We start from the raw sequence: 24,642 nt of genomic DNA, 5'->3' as shown, positions 1-24,642 counted from the left end.
GCAACGAAATCTACGAGGTACCGCGCTTGGTGGACTGGCGTGCCGCTTCCAGCAGGAATTCCTTCATCTTGGCTGCCGCCGGCGACAGCATCGGTTGGCGGTGCTGGAGGAGCGAGATGTCGCGGCCGATCACCGGCCCGACCAATTCGACGACGCGAACGTCGACATTGGTGGTCAGCTGGCGCGAATTCTCCGGCAGCACGGCGACGCCGAGCCCTTCGGCCACCATGCTGATCGCCGTCGTCGAGAAGCGGACCTCGTATCTGGTCTTCATTTCGGTACCCGAGGCGATCAGCGCGCGATCGACGAGGTCGCGCAGGGGATTGTCCTTGGCGAGCCCGATCAGCGGCTCGCCGGTGAGGTCCGACCAGCGCACCCGCGGCGCGCGCGCCAGCCTGTGGTCCGACCGGCAGATCAGCATCAGCCGGTCGCGCATCAGCACACTCGCCTGGATCTCCGCGTCGTCGCCGGAGATCGTGCCGAGGCCCAGATCGGCCTCATTGCGTTTCAGCGCCGGCCGGATCTCTTCCTCCGGCATGTCGCGCACCTGCACCGCGATATCGGGATAGCGCTTGACGAAGCGCGCTATGACCGGCGGCAGGAAGGTTGCGGCGAGAACAATGGCCGCGGCCACCGTGACCCGCCCTCGCTGCAGCGTCGCCAGATCGTGGATGTTGCCGACAGCGATCTCCAGATCGGCGATGACCTTGCGCGCCTGCGGCAGGAATTCGCGCCCCGCCGTCGTCAGGCTGACCATGCGGGTGTGGCGATCGAACAGGCGGTGGTTGAGGCTCGTCTCGAGTTCCTTGATCAGGATGCTGATCGCCGACTGCGTGAGGTTGAGTTCGCCGGCCGCGAGGTTGAAGCGGCCGAGGTCGGCTACGGCGATGAAAGCCTGCAGCTGCCGGATGGTTACGTTCACGCGCGATCACCTGCCGGGAGGGCTCGAAAGACGGAAGAGGTCACGGCCCAATAGACATCGCCACCCATTGATTTTCAATCATCCATGAACGGCCCGATTGTTGCGACCTATTCAACAATCGCGGCTTCACGCCGCTTCCGATTTCCGCCCGCCTCGTCGGCCTTGCCGGCCATGAGCATACCCATTTCCTCGAGCCGAGCGCGATCGGGCGGCAATTCGCCCAGGATGCGCCCTTCATACATGACGAGGATGCGGTCGCAGAGCGCGAACAGTTCCTCCAGTTCGGTCGAGATCAGCAGGATGGCCTTGCCTTGCTCGCGCTGCTTGAGAACCTCCTGCATGACCAGCTCGGTGGCGCCGATGTCGATTCCGCGCGTCAGCTGGTTGATGAGAAGGAAATCGAAGCGCCGCGCCAGTTCGCGTCCGACGACGAGCTTCTGCTGGTTGCCGCCGGAAAGGTTCTGGATGAGATCGCCCGGACCGGCGGCCTTGACCTTGAAGCGCCGCATCAGATCGCGGGTCTGGGCGGCGATTTCGCCGAATTCGAGCAGGCCGCGCGCGCTGAACGGCTTCTGGTCGTAGCGCTGCAGGATGACGTTTTCGGTCAAGGGCAGCGGCAGGACGATGCCCATCTTGTGGCGGTCCTCCGGGATGTGGGACACAGGCAGGCGGCTGACCTGCTGCGAGGTTTGACCTCCGATCTCCTCCCCGTTCAACCGAACGCTGCCCGAACGCGGCGCAAGCAGGCCGGTGAGCGCGAGCGCCAGTTCGCTCTGGCCGTTGCCGGAAACACCAGCCACACCGACGATCTCGCCTTCACGCACCTCGAACGACACGCCGCGCACGGCCGCAAGTCCGAACTGTCCGTCGCAGTGCAAATCGTCGACCGACAGCACCACGCGGCCGGATGCCCGCTGCGTGCGCGGCAGATCCATCAGCACGTCGCGGCCGACCATCATGCGGGCCAGTTCGCGCGGACTGGTCTCAGTGGTGCGGATCGTGGAAACCACCCTGGCGTCGCGCATCACGCTCACCCGGTCGCTGACGCGCATCACCTCGTCGAGCTTGTGCGAGATGAAGATCACCGTCTTGCCGTCGGCGACGAGGTCGCGCAACAACTCGAGCAGCCTGCCGGTCTCCTGCGGCGTAAGCACCGCGGTCGGCTCGTCGAGGATGAGCAGGTCGATGCCGTGATAGAGCACCTTCAAGATCTCGACGCGCTGCTGCTGGCCGACCGACAGCTTCGACACCACCGCGTCCGGTCGCACGTCGAGTCCGTAGCGGTCGCTGAGCTCGGTGATGCGCGCATGCACGCCCCCCATGTCGCTGATCATGCGCAGGGGCGAGCCGTGGCCCAGCACGTAGTTCTCGGCGACGGTGAGGTTGGGAACCAGCATGAAATGCTGATGCACCATGCCGATGCGGTGTCGGATCGCCTCGCGCGGCGAGCCGAGCTTGAGCGGCTGGCCCTTGTAGGCGATCCGGCCCTCGTCGGGCGACAGCACGCCGCAGAGGATGTTCATCAGCACGCTCTTGCCTGCACCGTTCTCGCCGAGCAGCGCATGGATCTCGTTCTCTTCCACCTCCAGCGTCACGCCGGCGCTGGCAATGACGTTGCCGAAGCGCTTGCGGATGTTGTCCATCAGAAGCAATTGTCTGCCGCTCATCGCCGCCTCCTCACGACTTCCTGAAGGGCACGCCAAGCATGGCGGGCGTGTCGCCCTTGTTGCGCACCAGCATCAGCGCAAGGATGGTCATGATGTAGGGCAGCGCCTGGAACAGCTGGTAGGGCACGAGCAGGCCCGGCTGCGCCTGCAGCTGAAGCTGCAGCGAGTAGAACAGCCCGAATAGCAGCGCCACGAAGAAGGCACCAGTCGGCGACCAGCGGGCAAAGACGACGACCGCCAGGGCGATGAAGCCACGGCCCGAAGTGATGCCTTCGACGAACTGGTTGGAATGGCCGAGCGTCAGAAAGGCACCGCCGAATGCCGTCAGCGAGCAGCAGATCAACACCGCGCCGTAGCGGTAGAGCGCGACGCTGCGCCCGGCGACGTCGACTGCCTTGGGATGTTCGCCGACAGCGCGAAGCGTCAGCCCGAACGAGGTTTTGTAAAGCACGAACACCGCAAGCAGAGCGACCAGTACCGTGCTGTAGACCAGGGCATTCTGGCGGAAGAGCGCCTCGCCGACCAGGGGCAGGTCGACCAGCCAGGGAACCGCTATCGGCCGGGCGATTTCGACGCCCTTGCCGGTCGAGACGAAGTAGGTGCGGAACAGGAAGGCCGTGAGGCCGAGGCCGATCAGGTTGATCGCCGCCCCGACGACGATCTGGTCGGCCTTGACGGTGATGGTGAAGACGGCGAACAGAAGTCCCATGGCCAGGCCGGCGGCGATGGCCGCGAGCAGGCCGAGCATGATGCTGCCGGAGGTGAACGCGGCGGCAAAGCCGAAGAAGGCTCCCATCAGCATCACCCCTTCGAGCCCGATGTTGAGAACGCCGGCGCGCTCGGAAAAGACCTCGCCTATGGCGGCAAAGATCAGCGGCGTTGCCAGCCGCCAGGTGGCGCCAAGCGTGGTGGCGATGAAGCCGAGTGTCGCGAGGTCTTCCATGTTTTCACCTATTCGGACGGGCGCACAGCACGGTAGCGGTAGACCCCGAAACCGACGACCGAGAGAATGACGATGCCCTGGATCACGGAGACGAGGACCTGCGGCACCTGGGCCGTGATCTGCATCAGCTCGGAGCCGGAGCGGAGGACCGCAAACAGCACGCCGGAGAAGATTGCGCCGATCGGGTTGTTGTTGGCGAGCAGCGCCACCGCGATGCCTTCGAAGCCGTAGCCGGGCGAGATGTTCTGGTAGAGGCGGCGCGTGACGCCGGCGATCTCGAAGGCGCCGGCAAGCCCGGCCATGGCACCGCTGATGCAGATTGCCAGCATGATGTTGCGCGACACGCTCATGCCGGCATAGCGGGCTGCATGCGGGCTGATGCCGACGACGCGGACGGCAAAACCCTTGCTGCTGCGGAACAGGAAGACATAGACCGCCACCGCCAGCATTAGGGCGATCAGGATGCCGACATGCAGCCGGGTCGGCGGCAGGATGCGTGGCATCCAGGCCTCCTTCACCAGTCGCGCGGACTGCGGATAGGCGGCGGCCGCATCGCGGAGCGGCCCGGTCACGAGGTAGCTGGTGGAGATGATGGCAATGTAGTTGAGCATGATCGTGGTGACGATCTCGCTCGCCCGGAAATAGATCTTGAGCAGGCCGGCGATCGCCGCCCATGCCGCGCCGGCCAGGGCGCCGGCGACGATCACCAGCGGCACGTAGACCCAGGCCGTGAGCCCGTCGAAGGCGACGCCCACGGCGGTGGCCGCGACTGCCCCGGCATACAACTGGCCCTCGGCGCCGATGTTCCAGATACTGCAGCGGAAGGCGACGCACAGGCCGACGCCGATCAGGATGAGCGGGGTCGCCTTGAGCAGCACCTCGGCGATGGATCGCATGTCCTGGAACACGCCAGCCAGCATGACGGTGAAGACATCCCAAGGATTGAAGCCGCTCGCGGCCAGCAGGACGGCGCCGCAGATCAGCGCGACCAGGACCGCAGCCGCCGGCAGGGCGACCGACGCGACCATCCGCGAGGCAAGGCGCCCGCCTTGCTTGAATTGTTCCGCGGCTACCGCCACGGGCGGTCCGCTCTCTATGTTTGCCATCGATCAAATCGCTTCTGGTAGGGGAAGGGTCCGGGCCGCGAGCATGGGCGGCCCGGAGGCAATGCCGCTCACTTCTGGCGCGTCACGATCTCGCCGGCGACTATCTTCGTCTTGATCTCGTCGACGTAGCTCCGGACGTCGGCGGGGACGGCGTCGGTGGCCCCGTCGTTGTAGCTGAACTTCATCACGTCCGGGTCCTTCAGGCCGAACACGATGTTCGACTCCGGCTTGAAGTTTCCGCCCTTCACTTCGGACACGATCCGGACGATGCCCTGCCCGTAGTCGGCGAGATACGTGCCCAGGATGTTCTGCGGAGCGATCTCGGTGTAGTCGCTGTAGACGCTGAAGGTCCGCACCTTGGGCCCGGATTCGCGCGCGGCCTGTATCACGCCCAGCCCCGCGGCATTGGCATTGGGCACGACGATCCCCACGCCCCTCGCGATCATGCTGAGCGCGGCTTCCTTGCCTGCCGTCGCATCGGTGAAGCTGTTGAGATAGACCTGCGGCACCTCGAAGTTCGGATCGACGCTCTTTGCGCCGTTGATGAAGCCTTCGAAGGATTGCTTGATCGGCGGAATTTCCATGCCGCCGATCAAGCCCGCCGACTTGCCGGTTTTCGCGGCGATCACGCCCATCAGATAGAAGGGCTCGCTCGAGTCCGTGTTCAGGCCGATGACATTGCCTTCGTAGATGTAGCTGGACGAGATCAGGAATACGGTGTCGGGGAACTCGGGCGCGACGTTCAGTGCTGCGTCCTGGAACTGGAAGCCGTGCCCCAGCACCACGTCGTAGCCCTGGCTGGCATAGTTGCGGAACGCGCCTTCGAACGCCGTGGGATTGTCGTGCAGCTCGACGTAGCTGACCTCTGCCCCGAGTTCCTTCTCGACCCGCTTCAGCGCGTCGTAGGCGATGCGGTTCCAGCCCTCCTCCGCCACGCTGCCGGGCACGAGCAGGCCCATCTTGAACGCGGCCTGGGCTGAAGCCCGGCCGGCGGCCAGGCTTGTCGCCATCGCCGCCATGCCGGCGATACATGTCCTTCTTGTAATCGTCATGATGCCCTCCATTCCTCCAATCATCATGAGACGAGGCATGCCCGCGGCAGCTATTTGCTGCGGGTCTTGAGCTCGCCGGCGATTATCTTGGCCCGGATCTCGTCGATGAGTTTCCGCGTCTCCCCGGAGACGGGCGTGGCGGCCTTGTCGTTGTAGGCGAACTTCATCACGTCGGCGTCCTTGAGCCCGAAGTCGACATTCGACGTCGGCTTCTTGCCGTTCTTGATGTCGCCGACGACGCGGACCACGCCCCGGGCATAGTCGGCGACGTAGAGGCCGAGGATGTTCTTCGGCGCCACCTCCGTGAAGTCGCTGAAGATGCTGAAGGTCTTCACGTCGCCGCCGGATTCGGCCACCGCCTGGTAGCCGCCGACCGTCGCGCCCGAGGCGTTGGGCACGATGAAGTCGGCGCCCTGCGCGATCATGCTCAGGCTGGCTTCCTTGGCGGCAGTCGTGTCAGTGAAGTTGCCGATATAGACTTCGCTGATCGGGAAGTCGGGCGAGACGCTGCGGGCGCCGTTGGTGAAGCCTTCGAAGGCTTCCTTGATCGGCGGGATTTCCATGCCGCCCACCAGCCCGGCCTTCTTGCCGGTCTTGGCCGCGATCACGCCCATCAGGTAGAAGGGCTGGCTGGTGTCGGTGTTGAGCCCGATGACATTGCCTTCCGAGACGTAGCTGGAAGACACCAGGAACATGGTGCCGGGATATTCGGGGGCTACCGCGAGCGCGGCGTCCTGCAGTTCGAAACCATGGCCGAGAATGACGTCATAACCCTGGCTGGCGAAGTCGCGAAACGCCTTTTCGAACGACGCCGGGTTCTGCTGCAGTTCGACATAGCTGACCTGCGCACCGAGTTCCTTCTCGACGCCTTTGAGCGCGTTGTAGCCGATGCGGTTCCAGCCCTCCTCGGAAACGCTGCCCGGGACCAGAAGTCCCATCTTGAACGGCTTGTTCTGCGCGACCGCCGGCCCCAGCACCAGGATCGCGGCGGTGGTCATTCCTGCCAGAAAAATCCTTCTCGTGATCGTCATGATGTTCCTCCCTTTTTTCATCATGCCATCCCGACGGTCATGTCCGCCGGTCAGCTCGTCTCGGCCATCGCACGAACCTCCGTGCATGGCAGCTCGGTCCCTCCCAGAACCGGCTTTCCCCTGGCCAGGACCTGCATCCGGTCCGGCCCCTGTGCCACCAGTGCGCTGACGTCGTCGCAATCGCTGATGACGAGATCGGCCCAGGCGCCTTCGCGCAGGCCATGGTCTCTTCCGAGCCCGGTCAGCCGGGCCGGGATGCTGGTGGTCATCTCGTATACGGTCGCCAGTTCGTCGCCACGCAGGTGGCCGGCAAGCAGCGTCCAGCGCGCGATCTCCAGCATGTCGCCCGAGCCCGTCGGCACGAACGGATCGCCTATGTTGTCCGACGCCGTGGCGATCCAGACTCCGGCGCGCGCCAGTTCGGCGACGCGGGTCAATCCGCGCGGCGGCAGCATGTCGTGGCTACGCCCCTGCAGGTAGAGATTGGCCGCCGGCAGCGTGACGACGCCTATGTCCAGCTCGAGCAACTGGTCGCGGATATGCTCGAACTCCGAGCGGGTGAGCGCGCTCAGCACCGAGGCATGGCCGAGCACGGTGCGCCCCTGCATGCCATATTTGCGGACACGCTCGAACACTGCGCCGAACAGTGGCCGTTCGGGGTTGAGGTGTTCGTCGAGATGCAGGTCGATCGGGCGCTCGTGGCGGACGGCGGCCTCGAAGAGAATGTCCATGTAGCGCATCGGATCTTCGGCCACCGCCGGCGTTCCCCCCACCGCATCCGCCTGGTCCACGGCCGCATCGATGTTGCTCGCAAGCCAGGCGAGGTCCTGGTTTGGGTGCGGCGTCATGAAGGCGACGAGCTGCAACGTCATACGGTCAGCCCAGTCGGACCTCAGCTGCGCAAGCGCCTCGATGCCGTTGAAGCCGGCGTCCTTGTCGACGTTCACGTGGCTGCGTATCGCCGTGGTGCCGCGCGCCAGGCAGCGCGCCATGGTGCGCGCCGCGCGCCGGCTTACGTCCTCAGGCGGCGCGGTGCGGGCGTATTTGGCGAAGGCGTCGCGCGCCCCCTGCAGCGTTCCGGAGGGATTGGGCGTGAACTTCAGCACGCCGGTCTTGTCGAGGTGCTGGTGCATGTCGACGAAACCGGGCGACACCAGCGCACCGGTCACATCGACCTGGAAAGCCTCGGGACCGGTCTCGATCCGCTCTGCGATGCGGGCGATGCGCCCGCCCTCGGAGACCAGGATGTCCGCCCGCGCCGGACCGTCGGTGCCGCGGACGACACGTCCGCCATGGAGCAGGAACGGGCGGCCGCTCTCCTTGATACGCTCCCAGGAAAGTGTACGCATCAACTCGCTCCGTGCTGTTCGGCGGTCCGCTGCAGGTAACCCTACGAACGGCGAATTGATGAAACAATTTCATTATCAATATATATTGTTGCTGCTTTTTCATGGATTGCGAGAAGCGCGCCAAATGCCTCCCCGGACGGATCGCATCTGAAGATCAGAAGCGACGAGCGCGAAATACGCGTGCCGTATGCGCGGCCAATATTCCAAAATTCTTCCTCGAATTCGGGATTTATCTTGGGTTTTGCAATTATAAATTGGCGAATATTGTTTCCTATAAATTCCAATTCATCGTGATGTTTTCTTAAATTTGCGCATTTTGCGCCGCCAAATATTTTACTTGACTTGATGTTTACTGATAGTTTCGACAATTTTCTGAATTGTTGACAATCAATTCTCAAAGTATAGATTGTCAACAATCGCTGGCAGGAGTTCGCACATGGCCCCTTCCCCCTTCCATCCCGCAAATGGCGTCCGCCCACCGGCCGGCGCCGCGATGAGCGGCCCGGAGGCGGAGCAGCGGGTCGTCCAGGTGATCGTCGAGGCGATCCTCGGCCACAGGATCGCGCCCGGCACGCGGCTGATCGAGCGCGAGCTGGGCATTGCCTCGGGAGCGAGCAGATCGGCGATCCGCAACGGCCTCGTGCACCTGGCCCATGCCGGTCTTGTCGAGCTCAGCCCCAACAAGGGCGCCACCATCGCCATGTGTTCGCCCGACGAGGCGCGCCAGATCTTCGACGCGCGCATCGTCATAGAGAACTCGACCGTCAGGACCTTGGCCGGGATGGTCACCCAGGACGGCCTGGCAAGACTGCGTGCCTTCGTCGGCGACGAGCGCAAGGCCTATGAGGACGGCCGTATGGAGGACGCCCGGCACCTGTCGCGGCGCTTCCATCTGCTGATGGCCGAGCTCGCCGGCAACGACGTCCTGACCTCGGTCATTCGCGACCTGATCAACCGTCAGCCGCTCCTGTCGTGGTCGCGGCCCGACACCAAGCGCCGCTTCTGCGGCAACCACGCCCATGCCGAGATCGTCGCGGCGATCGCGGCGGGCGACGGCGAAGACGCCGCCCGCCTCAACACCGAACATCTGCGTGCATTGGAGCGCGAGCTCGGCGCCGACCGCAAGGCAGCGATGCGGGGGCTGGAAGAAGCGCAGGAAGCCGGGAGCGAAACCGGCCCCGCTGGCGGGGAGGATGCCAGGCAAGATTTCGACTGACCCCATTTCGCCGTTGGCGGAGGGGAGATCGGCCGACAAAGGGAGGAACGGAATGAAGAGCTTCGACTACCACGAGCCGGCGAGCCTGGCCGAGGCCAGCGCGCTGCTGGCCGAGCTCGGCAAGGATGCCAGCATCATCGCGGGAGGCACCGACCTTCTCGTCGAACTGAAGGAGGAGCTGCGCAGCGCCCTCCACGTCGTCAACATCAAGAAGATCCCGGGCCTCGGGGATTTCGCCTACGACCCTGAGAACGGGCTTCGCTTCGGCGCACTTGTCACCGTCCGCGAGATCGAGACCTCGCCCGTAGTCATCCGCAACTATCCGAACCTGGCCAAGGCGGCGAGCCTGCTTGGCTCGGTGCAGGTGCGCAACCGGGCGACCGTCATGGGCAACATCTGCCGCGCCTCGCCCTCGGCCGACACCATCCCCCCGCTGATCGCCGACTGCGCCAGCCTGACCGTCTTCAACGGCGGCGGCGAGCGCCGCATCCTTCTCGATGAGCTCTTCACCGGTCCCGGCCGGACGGTGCTGGTGCCCGGCGACATCGTCACCGGCATCGCGTTGCCGGCGCCGCGGGCAACGAGCGGTAAGGCCTACATCAAGCACGGCCGCCGCAAGGCCATGGAACTCGCCACCGTCGGCGTCGCCGTCAGTCTCGAGCATGAGGCCGGCACATGTTCGGAGATCCGCATTGCGCTCGGGGCCGTCGCCCCGACGGTGATCCGCGCCCGCAGGACCGAGGCGCTGCTGCGCGGCCGCCGCATCGACCCTGCGTTGCTGGCCGAGGCCGCCGAAAGCGCGATGCAGGAATCCGCGCCCATCGGCAACGTGCGTGCCAGCGCAGCCTACCGTCGCGAGATGGTCGGCGTGCTGACGCGCCGGGCGATCGGCCATGCCATGGGAGGTGCACAATGAACCGGCTCGTATCGATGACGATCAACGGCGAAGTTCGGGAGCTTGCAGTCACCCCGAACCTGACCCTGCTCGACGCGCTGCGCAGCGAAGGCGGACTCACCGGCACCAAGAAGGGCTGCGACGTCGGCGACTGCGGCGCCTGCACGATCGTGATGGATGGCAAGCCGGTAAACGCCTGCCTGGTGCTTGGCATCGAGGCCGAAGGCGCAAACATCGAGACCATCGAGGGCCTGCAGCTCGCCTACGACCGGCCGCACCCGCTGCAGCAGAAATTCATGGAGTTCGGCGGCTCGCAATGCGACTTCTGCACGCCCGGTATCATCATGATGTCCAAGGCGCTGCTCGACGAGAACCCCGACCCGAGCGAGGAAGAGATCCGCTTCGCGCTCGCCGGCAACATCTGCCGCTGCACCGGATACACCAAGATCATCGATGCGGTCCGGGCCACGGCCGAAGAGCTCAGGAAAGCGAAGACGCTATGAACACGCATGAACGCATCGACGCCGATTTCGGCGACCGCGACTTCACTGTGGTGGGCAAGAGCGTCAAGCGCTCCGACACGCTGGAAAAGGTGACGGGCACGGCCAAATATGCCGGGGACATCGCCCTGCCGGGAATGCTGCACGCCAAGATGAAACGCAGCAACATCGCCCACGCCCGGATCAAGAGCATCGACACCAGCAAGGCGCTCGCGCTCAAGGGCGTCAAGGCGGTGCTGACGCACCAGAACGTACCGCGCATCCTCCATTCGGGCTCGCCGCATCCACGCTCGGCCTCGGTGACCAAGGACCAGTACATCCTCGACGACAGGGTTCGCTACTGGGGCGAAGGCGTCGCCGCCGTCGCCGCGACCAGCGAAGAGATCGCCGAACGCGCCATCGCGCTCATCGAAATCGAGTACGAGCCGCTGCCCGGCGTCTTCACCCTCGAGGACGCGCTGAAGCCCGGCGCTCCGTCGATCCATGACAACGGGCTCGACCAGAACAACGTGCTGCCGCCGGTCCTGGTCATGCGCGGCGACGTCGACAAGGGTTTCGCCGAGGCCGACCTGATCCTCGAGCGCGAATACGATCTCGGCCGCCCGACGCCGGCCTACATGGAGCCCAATGTCTGCGTGAGCCTGTGGGACGGCAACGGCAAGCTCACCATGTGGACCTCGACGCAGAGCGCCTTCATGGTGCGCGGCACGCTGGCCGAGGTGCTGGGCGTGCCGCTCAACAAGGTGCGCGTGGTGGTCGACCACATGGGCGGCGGCTTCGGCGCCAAGCAGGACCTGTTCCAGCACGAATTCCTCTGCGCGCTGCTCGCCCGCCAGACGGGCCGTCCGGTGAAGATGGAATTCAGCCGCAAGGAGACTTTCCTCGGCGGCCGTTCGCGCCATCCCGGCAAGATCTGGCTGAAGCAGGGCTTCACAAAGGGCGGCCGCATCACCGCCCGCGAGGCGAGGGTTACCTTCAACTCGGGCGCCTACGGTTCGCACGGTCCGGGCGTCACCAATGTCGGGACCGCGGCGCTGACTTCTCTCTATCGCTGCGAAAACGTCCGGCTGGAAGGCCGCTGCATCTACACCAACTCGCCCATCGCGGGCGCCTTCCGCGGCTATGGCGTCGTCCAGACCTACTACGCACTCGACCTGATGATGGACGAGGCGGCCGAGAAGCTCGGTTTCGATCCGGCCGAATTCAAGCTGATGAACGCCGTGCGCGACGGCGACATCGCGCCCTCCGGCCACCCCATCGTCGGCCACGGGCTGGAGGACTGCATCCGCCGCGCCATGGAGGAGACCGACTGGCACGAGACGCGCAAGGGCGACAAGCCTGAAGGCATCAAGCGCCGCGGCATAGGCATCGGCTGCGAGATGCACGGCTCCAGTGCCTACCCCGGCATCAAGGAGCAGGGCAACGCCATCGTGAAGATGAACGAGGATGGAACGGTGACGCTGATCACCGGAACTGCCGGCCTCGGCACCGGCGCGCACACGGCACTCTCGCAGATCGTCGCCGAAGAGCTCGGCGTGCCGTTCGAAACCGTCTCGGTCGTCCAAGGCGACACCGACATCGTGCCCTGGGACATCGGCGCCTTCGCCAGCCACACGACCTATCTCGGCGGTCGGGCGGCACAGCTTGCCGCGGCCGACGTGCGCCGCCAGATCCTGGAGCACACGGCCCCGATGCTCGAAGCCAGAGCCGAGGAACTTACCATCCGCGAAGGGCTTGTGGTTTCGACCGGCGGCTCGAACCGCAGCATCGGCTTGGCGGAGGCGGTCGGCCCGCAGCGCGGCATGCCGGCAGTGCAACTGGTCGGCGTCGGCACCTACATGCCGACCAAGTCCTATTCCTTCGCCGCGCATTTCGCCGAGGTCGAGGTCGACACCGAGACCGGCGAGGTCGCCGTGCTGCAGGTCGTGCCGGTGCACGAGATCGGCAAGGTGATCCACCCGATCGCCGCCGCCGGCCAGATCGAGGGCGGCATCCAGCAGGGCATCGGCCACACGCTGAGCGAGGACTATGTCATCGACCTCACCAACGGCCGCTCGCTCAACCCGAGCTTCGTCGACTACAAGATGCCGCTGTCGATGGACATGCCGCCGATCCGAACGATCATCCTGGAGACGGCGCCTGATCCCGGCGGTCCCTATGGCGCCAAGGGCGTCGGCGAGGACCCGATCATCGCCATCGGCCCGGCGATCGCCAACGCCATCTACGACGCCATCGGCGTCCGCTTCCGCCACTATCCGATCACGCCCGAGAACGTGCTGAACGCACTCAGGGCCAAGAACAGCGAAACGAGGCAGTGATGCAGGCCAGCCAAGACAGCAAAATCCCCGTCACCATCCTGACCGGCTTCCTCGGCGCGGGAAAGACGACGCTGCTCAACCACATCCTCACCGAACGACACGGTCACCGCATCGCGGTGATCGAGAACGAGTTCGGCGAGGTCGACGTCGATTCCGACCTGGTGCTCGCCTCGGAGGAGGAAATCTACCAGATGAAGAACGGCTGCATCTGCTGCTTCGTGGACGTGCGCAACGACCTGATCGAGGTGCTGCAGAAGCTGCTCGCGCGAAAAGACAAATTCGACCATATCCTGGTCGAGACCAGCGGGCTCGCCGACCCGACTCCGGTGGCAACCGCCTTCTTCATCGACGACGAGATCGGCAAGCAGGTGACTCTCGACGGCATCGTGACCCTGGTCGACGCCAAGCATATCGGACAGCATGTCGACGATCCCGTTCTCGACGGACGGGACAACCAGGCGGTCGACCAGATCGTCGCCGCCGACCGCATCGTCATCAACAAGATCGACCTCGTGTCGAAAGACGAAATCGACCCACTGGAGCGCAACATGCGCAAGCTCAACCAGACGGCCGAAATCGTGCGCTCGAGCTACGGCAAGGTCGAACTGTCGAGCATCCTCGGGATCTCCGGCTTTGCCCCCTCCTATGTGGCGGAGCGGGCCAAGCTGCTCGATCTCGATCGTCATCATCACCATCACCATCACCACGGACACGCCCACGACGCGACGGTCGGCTCGGAGTCCTTCGTCTTCGACAAGCCATTCCACCATGATCGTCTGACGGCCTACCTCTCGGCACTGCTCGAAGAACGCGGTGACGACATGTTCCGCACCAAGGGCATCATCTCGATATCAGGCGATCCGCGCTTCTTCGTCCTGCAGGCGGTGCACAGGCTGATGGATTTCCGCGCCGACCACGTCTGGGGCAAGGATACGCCCTACAGCAAGCTGGTGTTCATCGGCCGCAGGCTCGACCGCGGCGAACTCGAGGCCGATCTGCGCGGCTGCCTCGCCTGATCCACGCGAGCGCGCCGTTTCGAGGCCGGCTTCGCGCCGGCCTCCTTTTTGTCGCCAGGATTGTTGAAGCTACTGCGGCAAGATGGAGCCGTCGCGGGCGTCTTCGGCGCGACGGCCGGTCCAGCGATGCGCCAGGCCAGCGTCGATGTCGAACAGGTCGAGCACGCGTCCGACGGTGTGGTTGACCATGTCGTCGAGGCTTGCCGGCCGCGTGTAGAAGGCCGGCACCGGCGGGCAGATGATGGCTCCGGCCTCGGTCGCCTGGGCCATGGCGCGGATATGGCCGAGATGCAGCGGTGTCTCGCGCAGCATCAGAACCAGCCGGCGCCGTTCCTTCAACGTCACATCGGCTGCGCGCGACAGAAGCGACGAGGTGATGCCGCTGGCGATCTCGGACAGCGTCTTCACCGAACATGGCGCGACGATCATGCCCATGGTGCGGAACGAACCGCTGGAGCAGGCCGCGCCCACGTCCTTGTTGGAATGCACGACGGTCGCCAGTTTCTCGATGTCGGCGAGCTTGAGGTCGGTCTCCATCGCCAACGTGATCCGGGCAGCCTGCGAGACCACCAGATGCGTCTCTATGTCGAGTTCGCGCAGGATCTCCAGCAACCGGACGCCGTAGATTACCCCGGACGCACCGCTGATCCCGACGATCATTCGTTTCCTGCCGGCGCTGTCCGGTTGCATCTTGCCTCTCCTAGCGAGCCAGTCTGCCGAGAATTTCCGATGCCCGCGCAAAGGCGTCGTCGCCGATCTTGGCGAGCACGCCGTGGAAGTCGGGACCGCGCGTCGCGTCCAGCCCCATGCGCGAGGTGGTGCCGATGCCGGACGCCGACGGGTCCAGCGCATTGCCGGGCAGGCCTTCGATGATGACGACGTCGCGATGCGGCTGGAAGTGCGCCGAAAGTGCCCACAGCACCTCGGAATCGCGGGTGACGTCGACATCGGCGTCTACGGCGACCACTGTCTTCAGATAGGCGTCCCAGCCGAGCAGCCCCAGCATCACCTGGCGCGCCTCGCCCGGCCGCATCTGGTTGAGCGCCACATAGGCGTGGAAATGGGTGCCCGAGGCCGGATAGTGCACGGCAGTAACACTGGGGAAGCGCTGCTTCAGCTTCTCGACCATCTCCGCCTCGCGCGGCACGCGGCCCAGGTTGAGGTGCTCGTCCGAGTTGCCGCCGGCTACGCTGACCAGCATCGCGTCCCTGCGGCGCATCAGCGTCTCGACCCGGAAAAGGTTGTTGGTCGACCTGTCGGACGAATAGCCGGTGAACTCGCCGAACGGCCCCTCGGCCACGTGCGCCTCCGGCTCGATGACGCCCTCCAGGACGAATTCGGCATGGGCCGGCACGCGGATGCCGTAGCGCGGCGTGCGCACCACCTCAAGCGGTTGGCCCAGCAGGCCACCGGCGACGTCGCGCTCGTCCTCGCCGAAGGCGAGGCGCGCGGAGGCTGCGATCATGAACAGCGGGTGGGCGCCGATGACCATTGCCACCTTCAGCGGCTCGCCCCGGTCCTTGGCCATGTTGAGCAGACGCCAGAGATGGCCGCGCGAATGCAGGCTCGTCGCCAGCTCGTTCTTCGAATGGATCATGGCGCGGTGGTAGCTGAGGTTGCCGGCGCCCGTTTCTGGATGTTCGGCGATGATGATGCCGCTGGTGATGTACTTCGCCCTGTCGGTGGCGAAGTGCCTGAGCATCGGCAGTGCTGCAAGGTCGATGTCACGCTGCTGCACCAGTTCGGTGACGGGTCCGCTGTCCAGAACCTTCGGGGGCGCGGCGCGGCGCGAACGGGCCTGATAGGCCTCGTGCAGCCGGTCCGGCGTGGTTCCGAACATGCGCGCGATGCGCTCGCGCGAACCGAAGATGTTGGCGACCACCTCGACGCCCAGGCCATCGACATTGCGGAAATGCAGCAGCGGTGCCCTGCCCTGCTCCTTGAGCTTCCAGACGAAAGCCGACACGTCCTGGTCGTCGGAAACTCGATCCTCGACGGTCAGCACGTCCTCCGGATGGATCCTCTTGTAGTCGCTGAGGAAGTGGCGAACGTCCTGGCTGCTGAACTGCATGGGCTTTCCCATCGTGGCTGTCGTCTTCACCTGGCTTCAAAAGGGGTGGGCAGCGGCCCTTGGACACGAGCCGCCGCCCCGGGGTGTCAGGCGGGAACTACCTGACCCTCGTTGCGCCTGAGACCGGCATAAGTGTCGGTCAGGCGCGCCTTCGCCTCGTCCATGGTACGCGGCGGAGGAGTGGGTTCGATGCCGACGAGCTTGGCGATGTTGTTGCCGAGATAGCCCTCGAGGTCGTCCTCGGAGAGGCCGAGCCCGTGCGGCGGCTCATGGCACAGCACCTCGAGCTCGCGCAGCCACATGCCCGGTTCGTTGGGCGGCGAATCGGTGCCGAACACGATCTTGTTCTTGGGCAGTTCCTTGGCGAACTCGACGATGCGCGACTGGAAGCACCAGCCGGATTCGCAATAGACGTTGGGCGTGTCCATCGCCATCCAGAAGGACTCAAACGAATAGTTGCCGCCCGTCTGGATGCCGAAATGACCGATGATGAAGTTGACCATCGGGAACTCGCGGATGATCGGATAGAACATCGTCGGGATGGTGTAGGGGCCGTCGCCGGTGTGGATCAGCACGACGACGCCGAGTTCGGCGCATTTCTTCATCGCCGGCCGCAGCCAGTCGAGCGCGCGGTCGGGCCGGTAGCCATGCATGTTGGCGTGCAGCTTCAACATCTTGAAGCCGTATTCCTTGACGTGGAATTCCAGCTCCGCCGCGCCGTTTTCGGGGCCCCAGCGCGGGTTGTAGTTGAAGTTGCCGATGAAGCGGTCGGGGTATTTCTGGCACAGTTCGGCGATGTAGGCCATGTAGTCGCGGATGCCTTCGCGGCCCATGCGGTTGCCGTCGCGATAGCCGGTGTTGCCGGGCGGCGGCTGGATGAAGCCCATGTCGATGCGGCGCGGCTTGCCGTTGATCATGTAGGGTCCGTCCATCAGCTTGAGCATGCGCTCGCCGTTGAAAGGCGTGCCGGTGTGGCGCCAGGCCTCGTCGACCAGGTTGGTCGGATGGAGGTGGGTGTCGATAATCATTAGTGGTCTCCGAATTCACGAAAGCGGGCGTGCGGCCGTCTCATGCCGGCTGGAAGCTGGCATAGCTGTCCTTCAGGCGGGCCTGGGCATCTTCCATGGTGCGCGGCGGCGGCGTCGGCTCGATGCCGATCATCCGGGCGATGTTGTTGCCGAAATAGTCCTCGAGCGTGTCCTCATCGAGATTCAGTCCCTGCGGCGGCTCGTGGCACAGCACCTCGAGCAGGCGCAGCCACATGCCCGGCTCGTTGGGCGGGGTATCAGTGCCGAACAGGAGCTTGTGCTTGGGCAGCTCCTTGGCAAATTCGACGATGCGCGACTGCAGGCACCAGCCGGATTCGGCATAGACGTTGGGCGCATCCATTGCCATCTGGAATGGCTCGAAGACGTAGACACCTCCCGTCTGCACGCCGAAATGGCCGAGGATGAAGTTGACCGACGGGAATTCCCGGATGATCGGGTAGAACTCCGTCGGGATGCTGTAGGGCCCGTCGCCGGTGTGGACCTTCACGATCAGGCCGAGGTCCGCGCATTTCTTCATCGCCGGCCGCAGCCAGTCGAGCGCACGGTCCGGCCGGTAGGCGTGCATGTTCGCCTGCAGCTGCACCATCTTGAAGCCATATTCCTTGGCGTGGCGTTCGATCTCCTCGGCGCCGTTCTGGGTGCCATAGCGCGGGTTGTAGACGAAGCAGCCGAGGAAGCGGTCGGGGTATTGCCGCACCATCTCGACCGTGTAGGACATGTAGTCGCGAATGGCCGCCTTGCCGGTCAGGTCGCCGTAGCCGTGGGTGTAGATGGTGTTGCCTTGCGGCGGCTGGATGAAGGCCTTGTCGATGCGGCGCGGCTTGCCGTTCACATAATAGGGCCCGTCCATCATCTTGATGAGGCGTTCGCCCGTGAACGGCTCGCCATCGTGCCGCCACGCCAGATCCACCAGCTTGGTGGGATAGCAGCTAATGTCGATAATCATCAGTCGTCTCCAAAGTTGACGTCGTTCCGCATCACGGCGCGGCCGTGAGCGACGTTGCCGGAGTCCGGCGACAACTTTGCTGAAGGCAAGATCAGAAAGCTCCGTCGGGCTGCGGTCTACGCGATCGCTTGCCAGCAATTCCCGACCGAATTCTTCGCGTATCAGCGACCGAAACGCGGCTTTCTGCTTCTACTGACAAGAATGTTTCTATCTTGCCGGAAGGAAAATTCAAAGTCTTTTTTCAATGATTAGCGAGATATATTCGAATATCGAAACAATGATTTGAAAACAACAAAGTATATCGACATCGAATATTGGCTTCGATGCCCCAGGCTTACAGAACCACATCAACTCCGGCGCCGCCGCCACCGGCACCGGAAAATGACGTCAGGCAGCGCCGATGCGCGGCGTGTCGGCACGCGCCTGCGCGATCATCTCGCGCAGTTCGTGGACGATGGCGTTGAACTCGGCGGTGTAGGTCAGCTCGATCGGCCGCGGCCGTTCGAGGTCGACCTCGCGTTCGAGCAGCACCCGTCCCGGCCGCGCACTCATCACGAACACCCGGTCGGCGAGATAGACCGCCTCGCGCAAATCGTGCGTCACCAGGATCACGGTGAACCCCTTGGCCTGGTGCAGGTCGCGGATGACGCCCCACAGCTCCTCGCGGGTGAAGGCATCGAGTGCGCCGAAGGGTTCGTCGAGCATCAACAGGCCCGGCTCGTGGATCAGCGCCCGGCACAGATTGGCGCGCTGCTGCATGCCGCCGGAAAGCTGCCAGGGGAACTTCGAGCCGAAGCCCTTGAGACCGACCAGCGACAGCATCGCCTCGGCGCGGGCCACATATTCGGCCTTGTGCGCCTTGAGCCGCTCACGATGCGGCGACACGATCTCCAGCGGCAGCATGATGTTGTCGAGCGTCGTCCGCCAGGGCAGGAGCGACGGGTTCTGGAACGCCATGCCGACGATCGACAGCGGCTGTGTGACCCGCTTGCCGTCAACGGCGATATTGCCTTTCTGCGGGATGACCAGGCCGGTGGCGAGCTTCATCAGCGTTGACTTCCCGCAGCCCGACGGGCCTACCACGGCGGCGAACTCACCCTCGCGGACCGACAGCGTCAGGTCGTCGACGGCCTTCAGACCGCCCGGCCCGCCATAGGACAGGGTGACGCCCGAAACGTCGACGAAACCGGGCGCGGAACGCCCGCTGCCGCTTGCACCACCCGACTCGCCGAGGGATTGCAGGGGCCGTGTATCTTGTTCCGTATACATGTCCTTCTCCCCCTTGCTCAGCGATTGCTCGAGCGATGTGCCCAGCCGGTGTAGCGCTGCTCGATCAGCGCGGTGACGGCATAGAGCAGGATGCCGAGCACCGAGAGCACGATCAGCGCGGCAAAGACGATCGGCACCTGGAACGCGGCCTGGGCATCGAGCATCAGCTTGCCGAGCCCGCTGCTGGCACCTGAGGTCTCGGCCACGACGGCGCCGATGAAGGCGAGCGTGATCGCCACCTTGAGCGAGCCGAAGAAATGCGGCAGCGAGCGCGGGATGCCGACCTTGGTCATAACTGTCAGCTTGCTGGCGCCGAGCGCCCTGAGCACGTCCTCCAGTTCGGGTTCCACCGTCGCCAGGCCCGTCGCCACGTTGACGACGATCGGGAAGAACGAGATCAGGAACGCCGTCAGGATCGCCGGAACGGTGCCCAGGCCGAACCAGAGGATCAGCACCGGCACGACGGCCACCTTGGGGATCGAGTTGAAGGCGATCAGGATCGGGTAGACGGCCGAGTAGACCGCGCGGTGCCAGCCGACGGCAACGCCGATGAGCAGTCCGACGGCGATGGCGAGCAGGAAGCCGACCAGCGTCGTCCACAAGGTAACCAGAGCATTCTGCCAGATCACCTCGCGGAACTCCCACAGCGCCGAAAAGGTCGCCGATGCCGTCGGCAGGATGACTTCGGGTACGTTGAATACCCTGCAGGTCACCTCCCACAAGACGATCAGAGCCAGCGCGAAGAGCAAGGGGGCGCCGACCTTCTCGCCGTACCACCAGATGTCAAGGTTCTTCTTGACCGTGTCGGGCCCGCCATTCGACGGGCTGGCCTCGACAAAGCTCGTGTTGGTCATGTCATCATCCAGTCCAGCTTGAACCGCACCTGGCTCTCGCGGCCACGGCGCAGCAACCTCGGGGCCGCCGGCAGGAAGCCGGCGCAACGGCGTCACTCGACCAGGCGCTCGTCCTTGGGCGGCAAGAATTCCGCCGTGTAGACATCCTCGGGCTTGGGTTTGTTCTTGAATTGGAAAGCGATGGCGAGTTGCTCGATCGAGCGGCCGAGGCGACCCATGTCGGCGTCGCCGAAACCGTTCTGGCGGACATCGTCGGTCAGGTAGCTGAGTTGGGTCACCAGCTTGAGCCGTTCCAGCTCGATGTCGGCCTTGGCTACCGGGTTGTACTTGCGCAGGCTCGCAATCGCACCTTCGGGATCGGCGAAGGCCGAGAAGAAGCCCTTGATTGTCGCCTTGACGAATTTGCGAACGGCATCGGGGTTGTCGCGCATGAAGGCCGGGTTGGTCATGACGGCACTGCCATAGAGGTCGAGACCGAAGTCGCTCATCAACAGCATGCCGATGTCCCCGTCGGCCACGCCCGCCGCCTTCACGCCCAGCTTGTTGCTGCTGAAGGCGGTAACGGCGTCGACCTGGCCCTGGGCCAGCAGTGCCTCGCGCACCGGGAAGCCGACATTCTCGATCTTGATCTTGGAGCTGTCGACGTCGTTGAGCTTGGCGAGGATCGGCCAGTGCGAATAGGCGGCGTCAGCTGCCGGCGCACCGAGGATACGACCCTCGAGATCCTTGGGCGTGGTGATGTTGTTCTTCTTGAGCGTCAGGATGGCGAAGGGCGGCTTGTTGTAGGTGATGAGCACCGCCTTGATCGGCACCGCATCGGTGGCGTCGCGGTACTTGATCAACGCATTGAGGTCCATCTGGCCCAGGTCGTAGGCACCCGCGGCGATGCGGTTGATCCCGTCGAGGCTGCCGGTGCCGGGGTCGATGGTAACGTCGAGCCCCTCCTCCTTGTAGAAGCCCTTGTCGAGTGCGACGAGGAAGGGCGACACATGCCCCTCGAAACGCCACTCATGCAGGAAGCGCACCTTGGTGAGTTCCTGTGCTGCAGCTGGAATTGTCAGAACTGCCAGTATGGCGGCGGCAAGCCCGCAAAAGAATCTCTGCATAGTCTCCTCCCTCGTCCGCTTTGCGCGCTGCGCATGGGACTTCGATCTCCGGAGACGACCGATTTCTGGCAGACCGCGAAAACGCGCTTCGCGGAGGCCGAACGATCGACCACGGAACCACGACAGGCCTACCGAGAGCTGAGACTTGCTGGGTTTTCTAGCGCGGCTCCACTCATTGGCACGCCCAATGAGTGAGCAATTATCTCCCCGCTGTTCCCCGTGCAGAGATTGGTGCGCTTATACTCACGTGGCCATTAAAGGCGTGAACCAGGCTCGTTGTCAACGAGCCTTGCGCGACAGGTCTTCCAATACCAACGATCGCCTTCGCGCCGACCGGAAGAAATCATGCTACTGTGGCTGAGCGTGTCTGGGAGGCAACTGCCTTGGCCAACAGCTTGGGAGCCGAAGCGGACAGGGGTTGGTCGAACCTGCTGGCCGCTGCAGAGAAAGGCGACGTGGAAGCCGTTCGGACGGAAGTGGCGGCTGGCGCGCACGTCAACGAGACCGATGGCGACGGCTGGTGCGCACTTCACCTTGCAGCCCTCAATGCCCGCACGGCAGTGGTCGAAACGCTGCTCGGACATCCGGAAATCGACGTGAATTCTAGAAATAGATGGAAGAGTACGCCGCTAAGCCTTGCTTCGGCCAAGGGACACAGCGCGTGTATCTCTGCCCTCTTGAAGCATAGGGACATAGATATAAATGCGCGAGCCGAATATTACGGAAGGACGGCACTTATCGAAGCCGCAAAAAACGGACATTTGGATGTCGTCGAGATGCTTCTAGCCCGAGGTGCCGACGCAAATTTGATGGATAAGACGGGTAGAAACAACGCCCTCATCGAGGCCATCAAAGGGCAGCACCACGAGATCGCAGACTTCCTTCTGGATTCCGGGAAACTCAATTTCCTCAACAAGGAAATGAGAATAAATGCACTGATTTGGGCCGGAAGCAGCCACAACCATCAACTCATCGAAAAGCTGGAAGCCGTGATTACCAACTTCTTCGAAGGCAAGTAAGGGACGGCCAGTTATCGCTCGGGTGCCCAAACCCCGCTCGCACCTGTCGGCTACCGCCGCCGGATCAGGACTTATGTCCGGCTCGTGCGGACGATACGCGCGTCAAGTTCCTGCAGGCGCCGGGCAGGACCCAAATTGTTCGGCTGAAGGGCCATCGCTTCGACAAGCAGGTCGCGCGCGGTCGCGAGTTCGCCATCGCGAATGTGGCGGTTGGCCCGGTGGTAGAGGAAGTTGACCCGTTCGACTGACGAAAAGCCATTGCCAAAGCGCGCGCTGAGCCGGTCGGCCCAGGCGGGATGGCGCGCGATTGCGGTGAGTGCGACCTGGTAGGGTCGCATCGCCGCCCCGGTCCGGACCGAACGGGCAAGCGCACGCAGTCCGGGCACATCATCGGCGCGGCAGGATTCGATAAGCGCCAGTCCGCGAGCGGTACCGGCGAAGGCGCGGACCGTGCCGTGTCCAGTCATGTGGACGGGAAGGAGACGCGTTTCCCTCTGCTTTTCCGCAATCCATTCCGCATGCATGCGATCGACGGCATGGAACGGGTCATAGAAGACATAGGCGCGGCCGGCCGCATGCTCGGGCATGATCTCCATGTCGGCATGCAGGGCGGGAGCAAAATGACGAGTGAATCGGCCGTCGAAGGGGACTGCCGCAGGGTCGATGGACAATTGCGGGCAAAAGGCGATGGCAACATCGGCGTTGAGGAGCAGGCGGTAGCGGAGCGCCGCGTAGCCACCCTGGGAGTGACCATAGAGGATACGCTCGGAAGCTTGGCGCAGGATCGCGGCGGTCGCGGCGGCGGCCTTCTCAATGCTCGCCGCCGGAAACCAGTTGGGGCGCCGGCTGATGAAGCCGAGCGCAGCAAAATCGGCCTTCTCGCAGAACCGCTGCCCCCAGAAGCGGCTGCCGTTTGCCTGCATTTCCATCTCGTTGAAAGTCACGAGAATGCAAGACGACGATGCCGGGCGATGAATTACCTCCAGGTAATCGTCTGAATAAACAAGCACGCCGAATTTTCCATGAAACGGCAGGATCATGACAATATAGTTCGCCGCTCGACCATATTGCGCGCTACAATTCCGGAACTTCGCTCAGGGCGACATTGGAACAGCTCCCGCCGCAGGCGCTGGATGGAGCATCGCATCGTTGGCCGGCGCCGCATCGGTTCCGGTTGGCTCGATGGCGATCGCGCCGGCGGGGCTCAATCGCCCGCAACGCCAAAGGCTGTATGACGGCTCGGTGTCCCAGTCGTAGTAGAAGGCCGCAGTCAGCCGCCCAGCATCGACCAGCTGTTCGAAGACTGCACGCATGGCGCGCACCGCGCCTTCCCGTCTTCGATCGTCGACGGGGCAGGCGCGCGCCGTGTTGGCGATCCCCCATTCGGTCACCCAGCACGGCTTGCCGGCATCGGACGGCTGGCAGAAATCGAGCAGGCCCTTCACCCGATCGGCGAGGACCGACGCCGATTTCTGCCCTGGGTAGACATGAATGCCGTAGGCATCGACGAAGCTGTCGATGCCCCTTTCGCGCAGCAGGGCAATGACCTCGCCCGGGTCGAGCCGCTCCATGCCCCTCTTGTCCGCCTCGCCGGCAGTGAGGTCGGAAAGGCCGGCCGAAACGATGATCGCGTCGCGGCTGTGAACGGTGCCCCGCACTTCCTCGCCGGTGATCCTGACGGCCTCCAGATAGTTGTCGAGCCCGCGCTCGAAGGCCGCCCTGTCTGCAAGGTCGGCGATGCCGCGCGGGGTCCGGTCGCCGGCTCGTGGATAGACAAGAAGGTCCCCGTTGTAGGCGCCGAGGTTGATCTCGTTCCCGGGCTCGATCGCCTCCAAGCGGATGCCCAGGGCGTCGATGCGCCGAAGCGCCCCGCGCAGTCCCGTGCGGTAGAGGTCGAGATCGAGAGCCGAGAGCCGATGGATGTCCCAGATGCGGCCGAAACCGGTTCGGGGGCGAGCCGTCTCGGGAAAATAGCTCTTGTTCGTGAGTTGGACTTCGAGAAGGATTCGAATGCCCAGGCGGTTTGCGATCTCGAGCGCGTCGATGCTCCTGTCGACCGGTCGCGACAGCGAAAGCCGGGCGTGGGTGACGCCGTTCGCCGCGATCTCGCCCAGAACCCTTTCCTGATCGCTGCGGGAGAGCCAGGCGAGGTTCAGTCGGTTGACGCCTATGCGGACATCCTCCGCCTGGCCGGCATCGGCAACCGGCACCTGGGCAACGGCCAAGGACGCCAGCAACAAGATGCCTGTCAAAAGCCGGCCTGGCCTTGCCCTGCCGATTGCAAAGCTAGAGCGGGGGGCATTCTGACGAATG

At 64.2% G+C, this 24,642-nt stretch carries 23 protein-coding genes; 6 read left to right on the top strand and 17 right to left on the bottom strand.

Annotation, left to right across the window (positions count from 1 at the left end; genetic code table 11):
- Positions 1-10: 10 nt before the first annotated feature.
- From PV773_RS14320 to PV773_RS14285, 8 genes are all read right to left on the bottom strand, one after another.
- Positions 11-922 (bottom strand): LysR substrate-binding domain-containing protein, encoded by a 912-nt coding sequence (locus tag PV773_RS14320; protein ID WP_347966987.1) that lies wholly within the window; start codon positions 920-922, stop codon positions 11-13.
- A 107-nt stretch (positions 923-1,029) separates the two neighbouring features.
- Complete coding sequence (locus PV773_RS14315; protein ID WP_347966986.1) at positions 1,030-2,589, bottom strand: ABC transporter ATP-binding protein; 1,560 nt, start codon at positions 2,587-2,589, stop codon at positions 1,030-1,032.
- 10 nt (positions 2,590-2,599) lie between these two features.
- A complete protein-coding gene (locus PV773_RS14310) occupies positions 2,600-3,532 on the bottom strand; it encodes an ABC transporter permease (RefSeq protein ID WP_347966985.1) in 933 nt (310 codons plus the stop codon).
- Between the two features lie 8 nt (positions 3,533-3,540).
- The gene (locus tag PV773_RS14305; RefSeq protein ID WP_347966984.1) at positions 3,541-4,638 is read right to left on the bottom strand and encodes an ABC transporter permease; all 1,098 of its coding nucleotides are present in this window, start codon (positions 4,636-4,638) and stop codon (positions 3,541-3,543) included.
- Between the two features lie 68 nt (positions 4,639-4,706).
- The gene (locus PV773_RS14300) at positions 4,707-5,690 is read right to left on the bottom strand and encodes a BMP family protein (RefSeq protein WP_347966983.1); all 984 of its coding nucleotides are present in this window, start codon (positions 5,688-5,690) and stop codon (positions 4,707-4,709) included.
- A gap of 50 nt (positions 5,691-5,740) precedes the next feature.
- Positions 5,741-6,721 carry a BMP family protein gene (locus tag PV773_RS14295; protein WP_347966982.1) on the bottom strand — a complete coding sequence of 327 codons (981 nt, stop codon included), beginning with the start codon at positions 6,719-6,721 and terminating at the stop codon, positions 5,741-5,743.
- Between the two features lie 50 nt (positions 6,722-6,771).
- On the bottom strand, positions 6,772-8,070 hold the full coding sequence (locus PV773_RS14290) for an amidohydrolase family protein (protein ID WP_347966981.1): 1,299 nt from the start codon (positions 8,068-8,070) through the stop codon (positions 6,772-6,774).
- Positions 8,071-8,111: 41 nt separating this feature from the next.
- Positions 8,112-8,438: a hypothetical protein gene (locus tag PV773_RS14285; protein ID WP_347966980.1), complete on the bottom strand. Its 327-nt coding sequence runs from the start codon at positions 8,436-8,438 to the stop codon at positions 8,112-8,114.
- A gap of 68 nt (positions 8,439-8,506) precedes the next feature.
- On the opposite strand from PV773_RS14285, the gene PV773_RS14280 reads away from it, so the two are divergent.
- The 5 genes from PV773_RS14280 to PV773_RS14260 are packed head-to-tail and all read left to right on the top strand — an operon-like array spanning position 8,507 to position 14,015.
- Positions 8,507-9,286 carry a GntR family transcriptional regulator gene (locus tag PV773_RS14280; RefSeq protein ID WP_347966979.1) on the top strand — a complete coding sequence of 260 codons (780 nt, stop codon included), beginning with the start codon at positions 8,507-8,509 and terminating at the stop codon, positions 9,284-9,286.
- A 52-nt stretch (positions 9,287-9,338) separates the two neighbouring features.
- Positions 9,339-10,202: a xanthine dehydrogenase family protein subunit M gene (locus PV773_RS14275; RefSeq protein ID WP_347966978.1), complete on the top strand. Its 864-nt coding sequence runs from the start codon at positions 9,339-9,341 to the stop codon at positions 10,200-10,202.
- Positions 10,199-10,684, top strand: a complete 486-nt coding sequence (locus tag PV773_RS14270) for a (2Fe-2S)-binding protein (protein WP_347966977.1) — start codon at positions 10,199-10,201, stop codon at positions 10,682-10,684. The genes PV773_RS14275 and PV773_RS14270 overlap by 4 nt, the downstream gene beginning before the upstream one ends.
- Positions 10,681-12,999 (top strand): xanthine dehydrogenase family protein molybdopterin-binding subunit, encoded by a 2,319-nt coding sequence (locus tag PV773_RS14265; protein WP_347966976.1) that lies wholly within the window; start codon positions 10,681-10,683, stop codon positions 12,997-12,999. The genes PV773_RS14270 and PV773_RS14265 overlap by 4 nt, the downstream gene beginning before the upstream one ends.
- Positions 12,999-14,015: a GTP-binding protein gene (locus tag PV773_RS14260; RefSeq protein WP_347966975.1), complete on the top strand. Its 1,017-nt coding sequence runs from the start codon at positions 12,999-13,001 to the stop codon at positions 14,013-14,015. The genes PV773_RS14265 and PV773_RS14260 overlap by 1 nt, the downstream gene beginning before the upstream one ends.
- Positions 14,016-14,084: 69 nt before the next feature.
- On the opposite strand, the gene PV773_RS14255 is transcribed toward PV773_RS14260, so the two are convergent.
- The 7 genes from PV773_RS14255 to PV773_RS14225 form a co-directional block, all read right to left on the bottom strand.
- The gene (locus PV773_RS14255; RefSeq protein WP_347966974.1) at positions 14,085-14,705 is read right to left on the bottom strand and encodes a UbiX family flavin prenyltransferase; all 621 of its coding nucleotides are present in this window, start codon (positions 14,703-14,705) and stop codon (positions 14,085-14,087) included.
- Between the two features lie 10 nt (positions 14,706-14,715).
- Positions 14,716-16,086, bottom strand: coding sequence for a UbiD family decarboxylase (locus tag PV773_RS14250; RefSeq protein ID WP_347966973.1), 1,371 nt, complete (start codon positions 16,084-16,086; stop codon positions 14,716-14,718).
- A gap of 86 nt (positions 16,087-16,172) precedes the next feature.
- Complete coding sequence (locus PV773_RS14245; protein ID WP_347966972.1) at positions 16,173-17,114, bottom strand: amidohydrolase family protein; 942 nt, start codon at positions 17,112-17,114, stop codon at positions 16,173-16,175.
- A 40-nt stretch (positions 17,115-17,154) separates the two neighbouring features.
- The gene (locus PV773_RS14240; RefSeq protein WP_347966971.1) at positions 17,155-18,081 is read right to left on the bottom strand and encodes an amidohydrolase family protein; all 927 of its coding nucleotides are present in this window, start codon (positions 18,079-18,081) and stop codon (positions 17,155-17,157) included.
- 387 nt (positions 18,082-18,468) lie between these two features.
- Positions 18,469-19,350: an ABC transporter ATP-binding protein gene (locus PV773_RS14235; RefSeq protein ID WP_347966970.1), complete on the bottom strand. Its 882-nt coding sequence runs from the start codon at positions 19,348-19,350 to the stop codon at positions 18,469-18,471.
- 17 nt (positions 19,351-19,367) lie between these two features.
- Positions 19,368-20,204 carry an ABC transporter permease gene (locus PV773_RS14230; RefSeq protein WP_347966969.1) on the bottom strand — a complete coding sequence of 279 codons (837 nt, stop codon included), beginning with the start codon at positions 20,202-20,204 and terminating at the stop codon, positions 19,368-19,370.
- 92 nt (positions 20,205-20,296) lie between these two features.
- Complete coding sequence (locus PV773_RS14225; protein ID WP_347966968.1) at positions 20,297-21,310, bottom strand: ABC transporter substrate-binding protein; 1,014 nt, start codon at positions 21,308-21,310, stop codon at positions 20,297-20,299.
- Between the two features lie 383 nt (positions 21,311-21,693).
- Between PV773_RS14225 and PV773_RS14220 the strand changes: the two genes are divergently transcribed.
- Positions 21,694-22,329 (top strand): ankyrin repeat domain-containing protein, encoded by a 636-nt coding sequence (locus PV773_RS14220; RefSeq protein WP_347966967.1) that lies wholly within the window; start codon positions 21,694-21,696, stop codon positions 22,327-22,329.
- A gap of 71 nt (positions 22,330-22,400) precedes the next feature.
- On the opposite strand, the gene PV773_RS14215 is transcribed toward PV773_RS14220, so the two are convergent.
- Together PV773_RS14215 and PV773_RS14210 are read right to left on the bottom strand one after the other, a co-directional pair.
- A complete protein-coding gene (locus PV773_RS14215; protein WP_347967054.1) occupies positions 22,401-23,339 on the bottom strand; it encodes a hypothetical protein in 939 nt (312 codons plus the stop codon).
- An 84-nt stretch (positions 23,340-23,423) separates the two neighbouring features.
- On the bottom strand, positions 23,424-24,566 hold the full coding sequence (locus tag PV773_RS14210; RefSeq protein ID WP_347966966.1) for a glycoside hydrolase: 1,143 nt from the start codon (positions 24,564-24,566) through the stop codon (positions 23,424-23,426).
- Positions 24,567-24,642 lie beyond the last annotated feature (76 nt).

Origin of the sequence: Mesorhizobium sp. CC13 (assembly GCF_039907765.1) — a bacterium.
Classification (GTDB): Bacteria; Pseudomonadota; Alphaproteobacteria; order Rhizobiales; family Rhizobiaceae; genus Aminobacter.
This window is presented reverse-complemented; position numbering and strand designations above follow the sequence as displayed.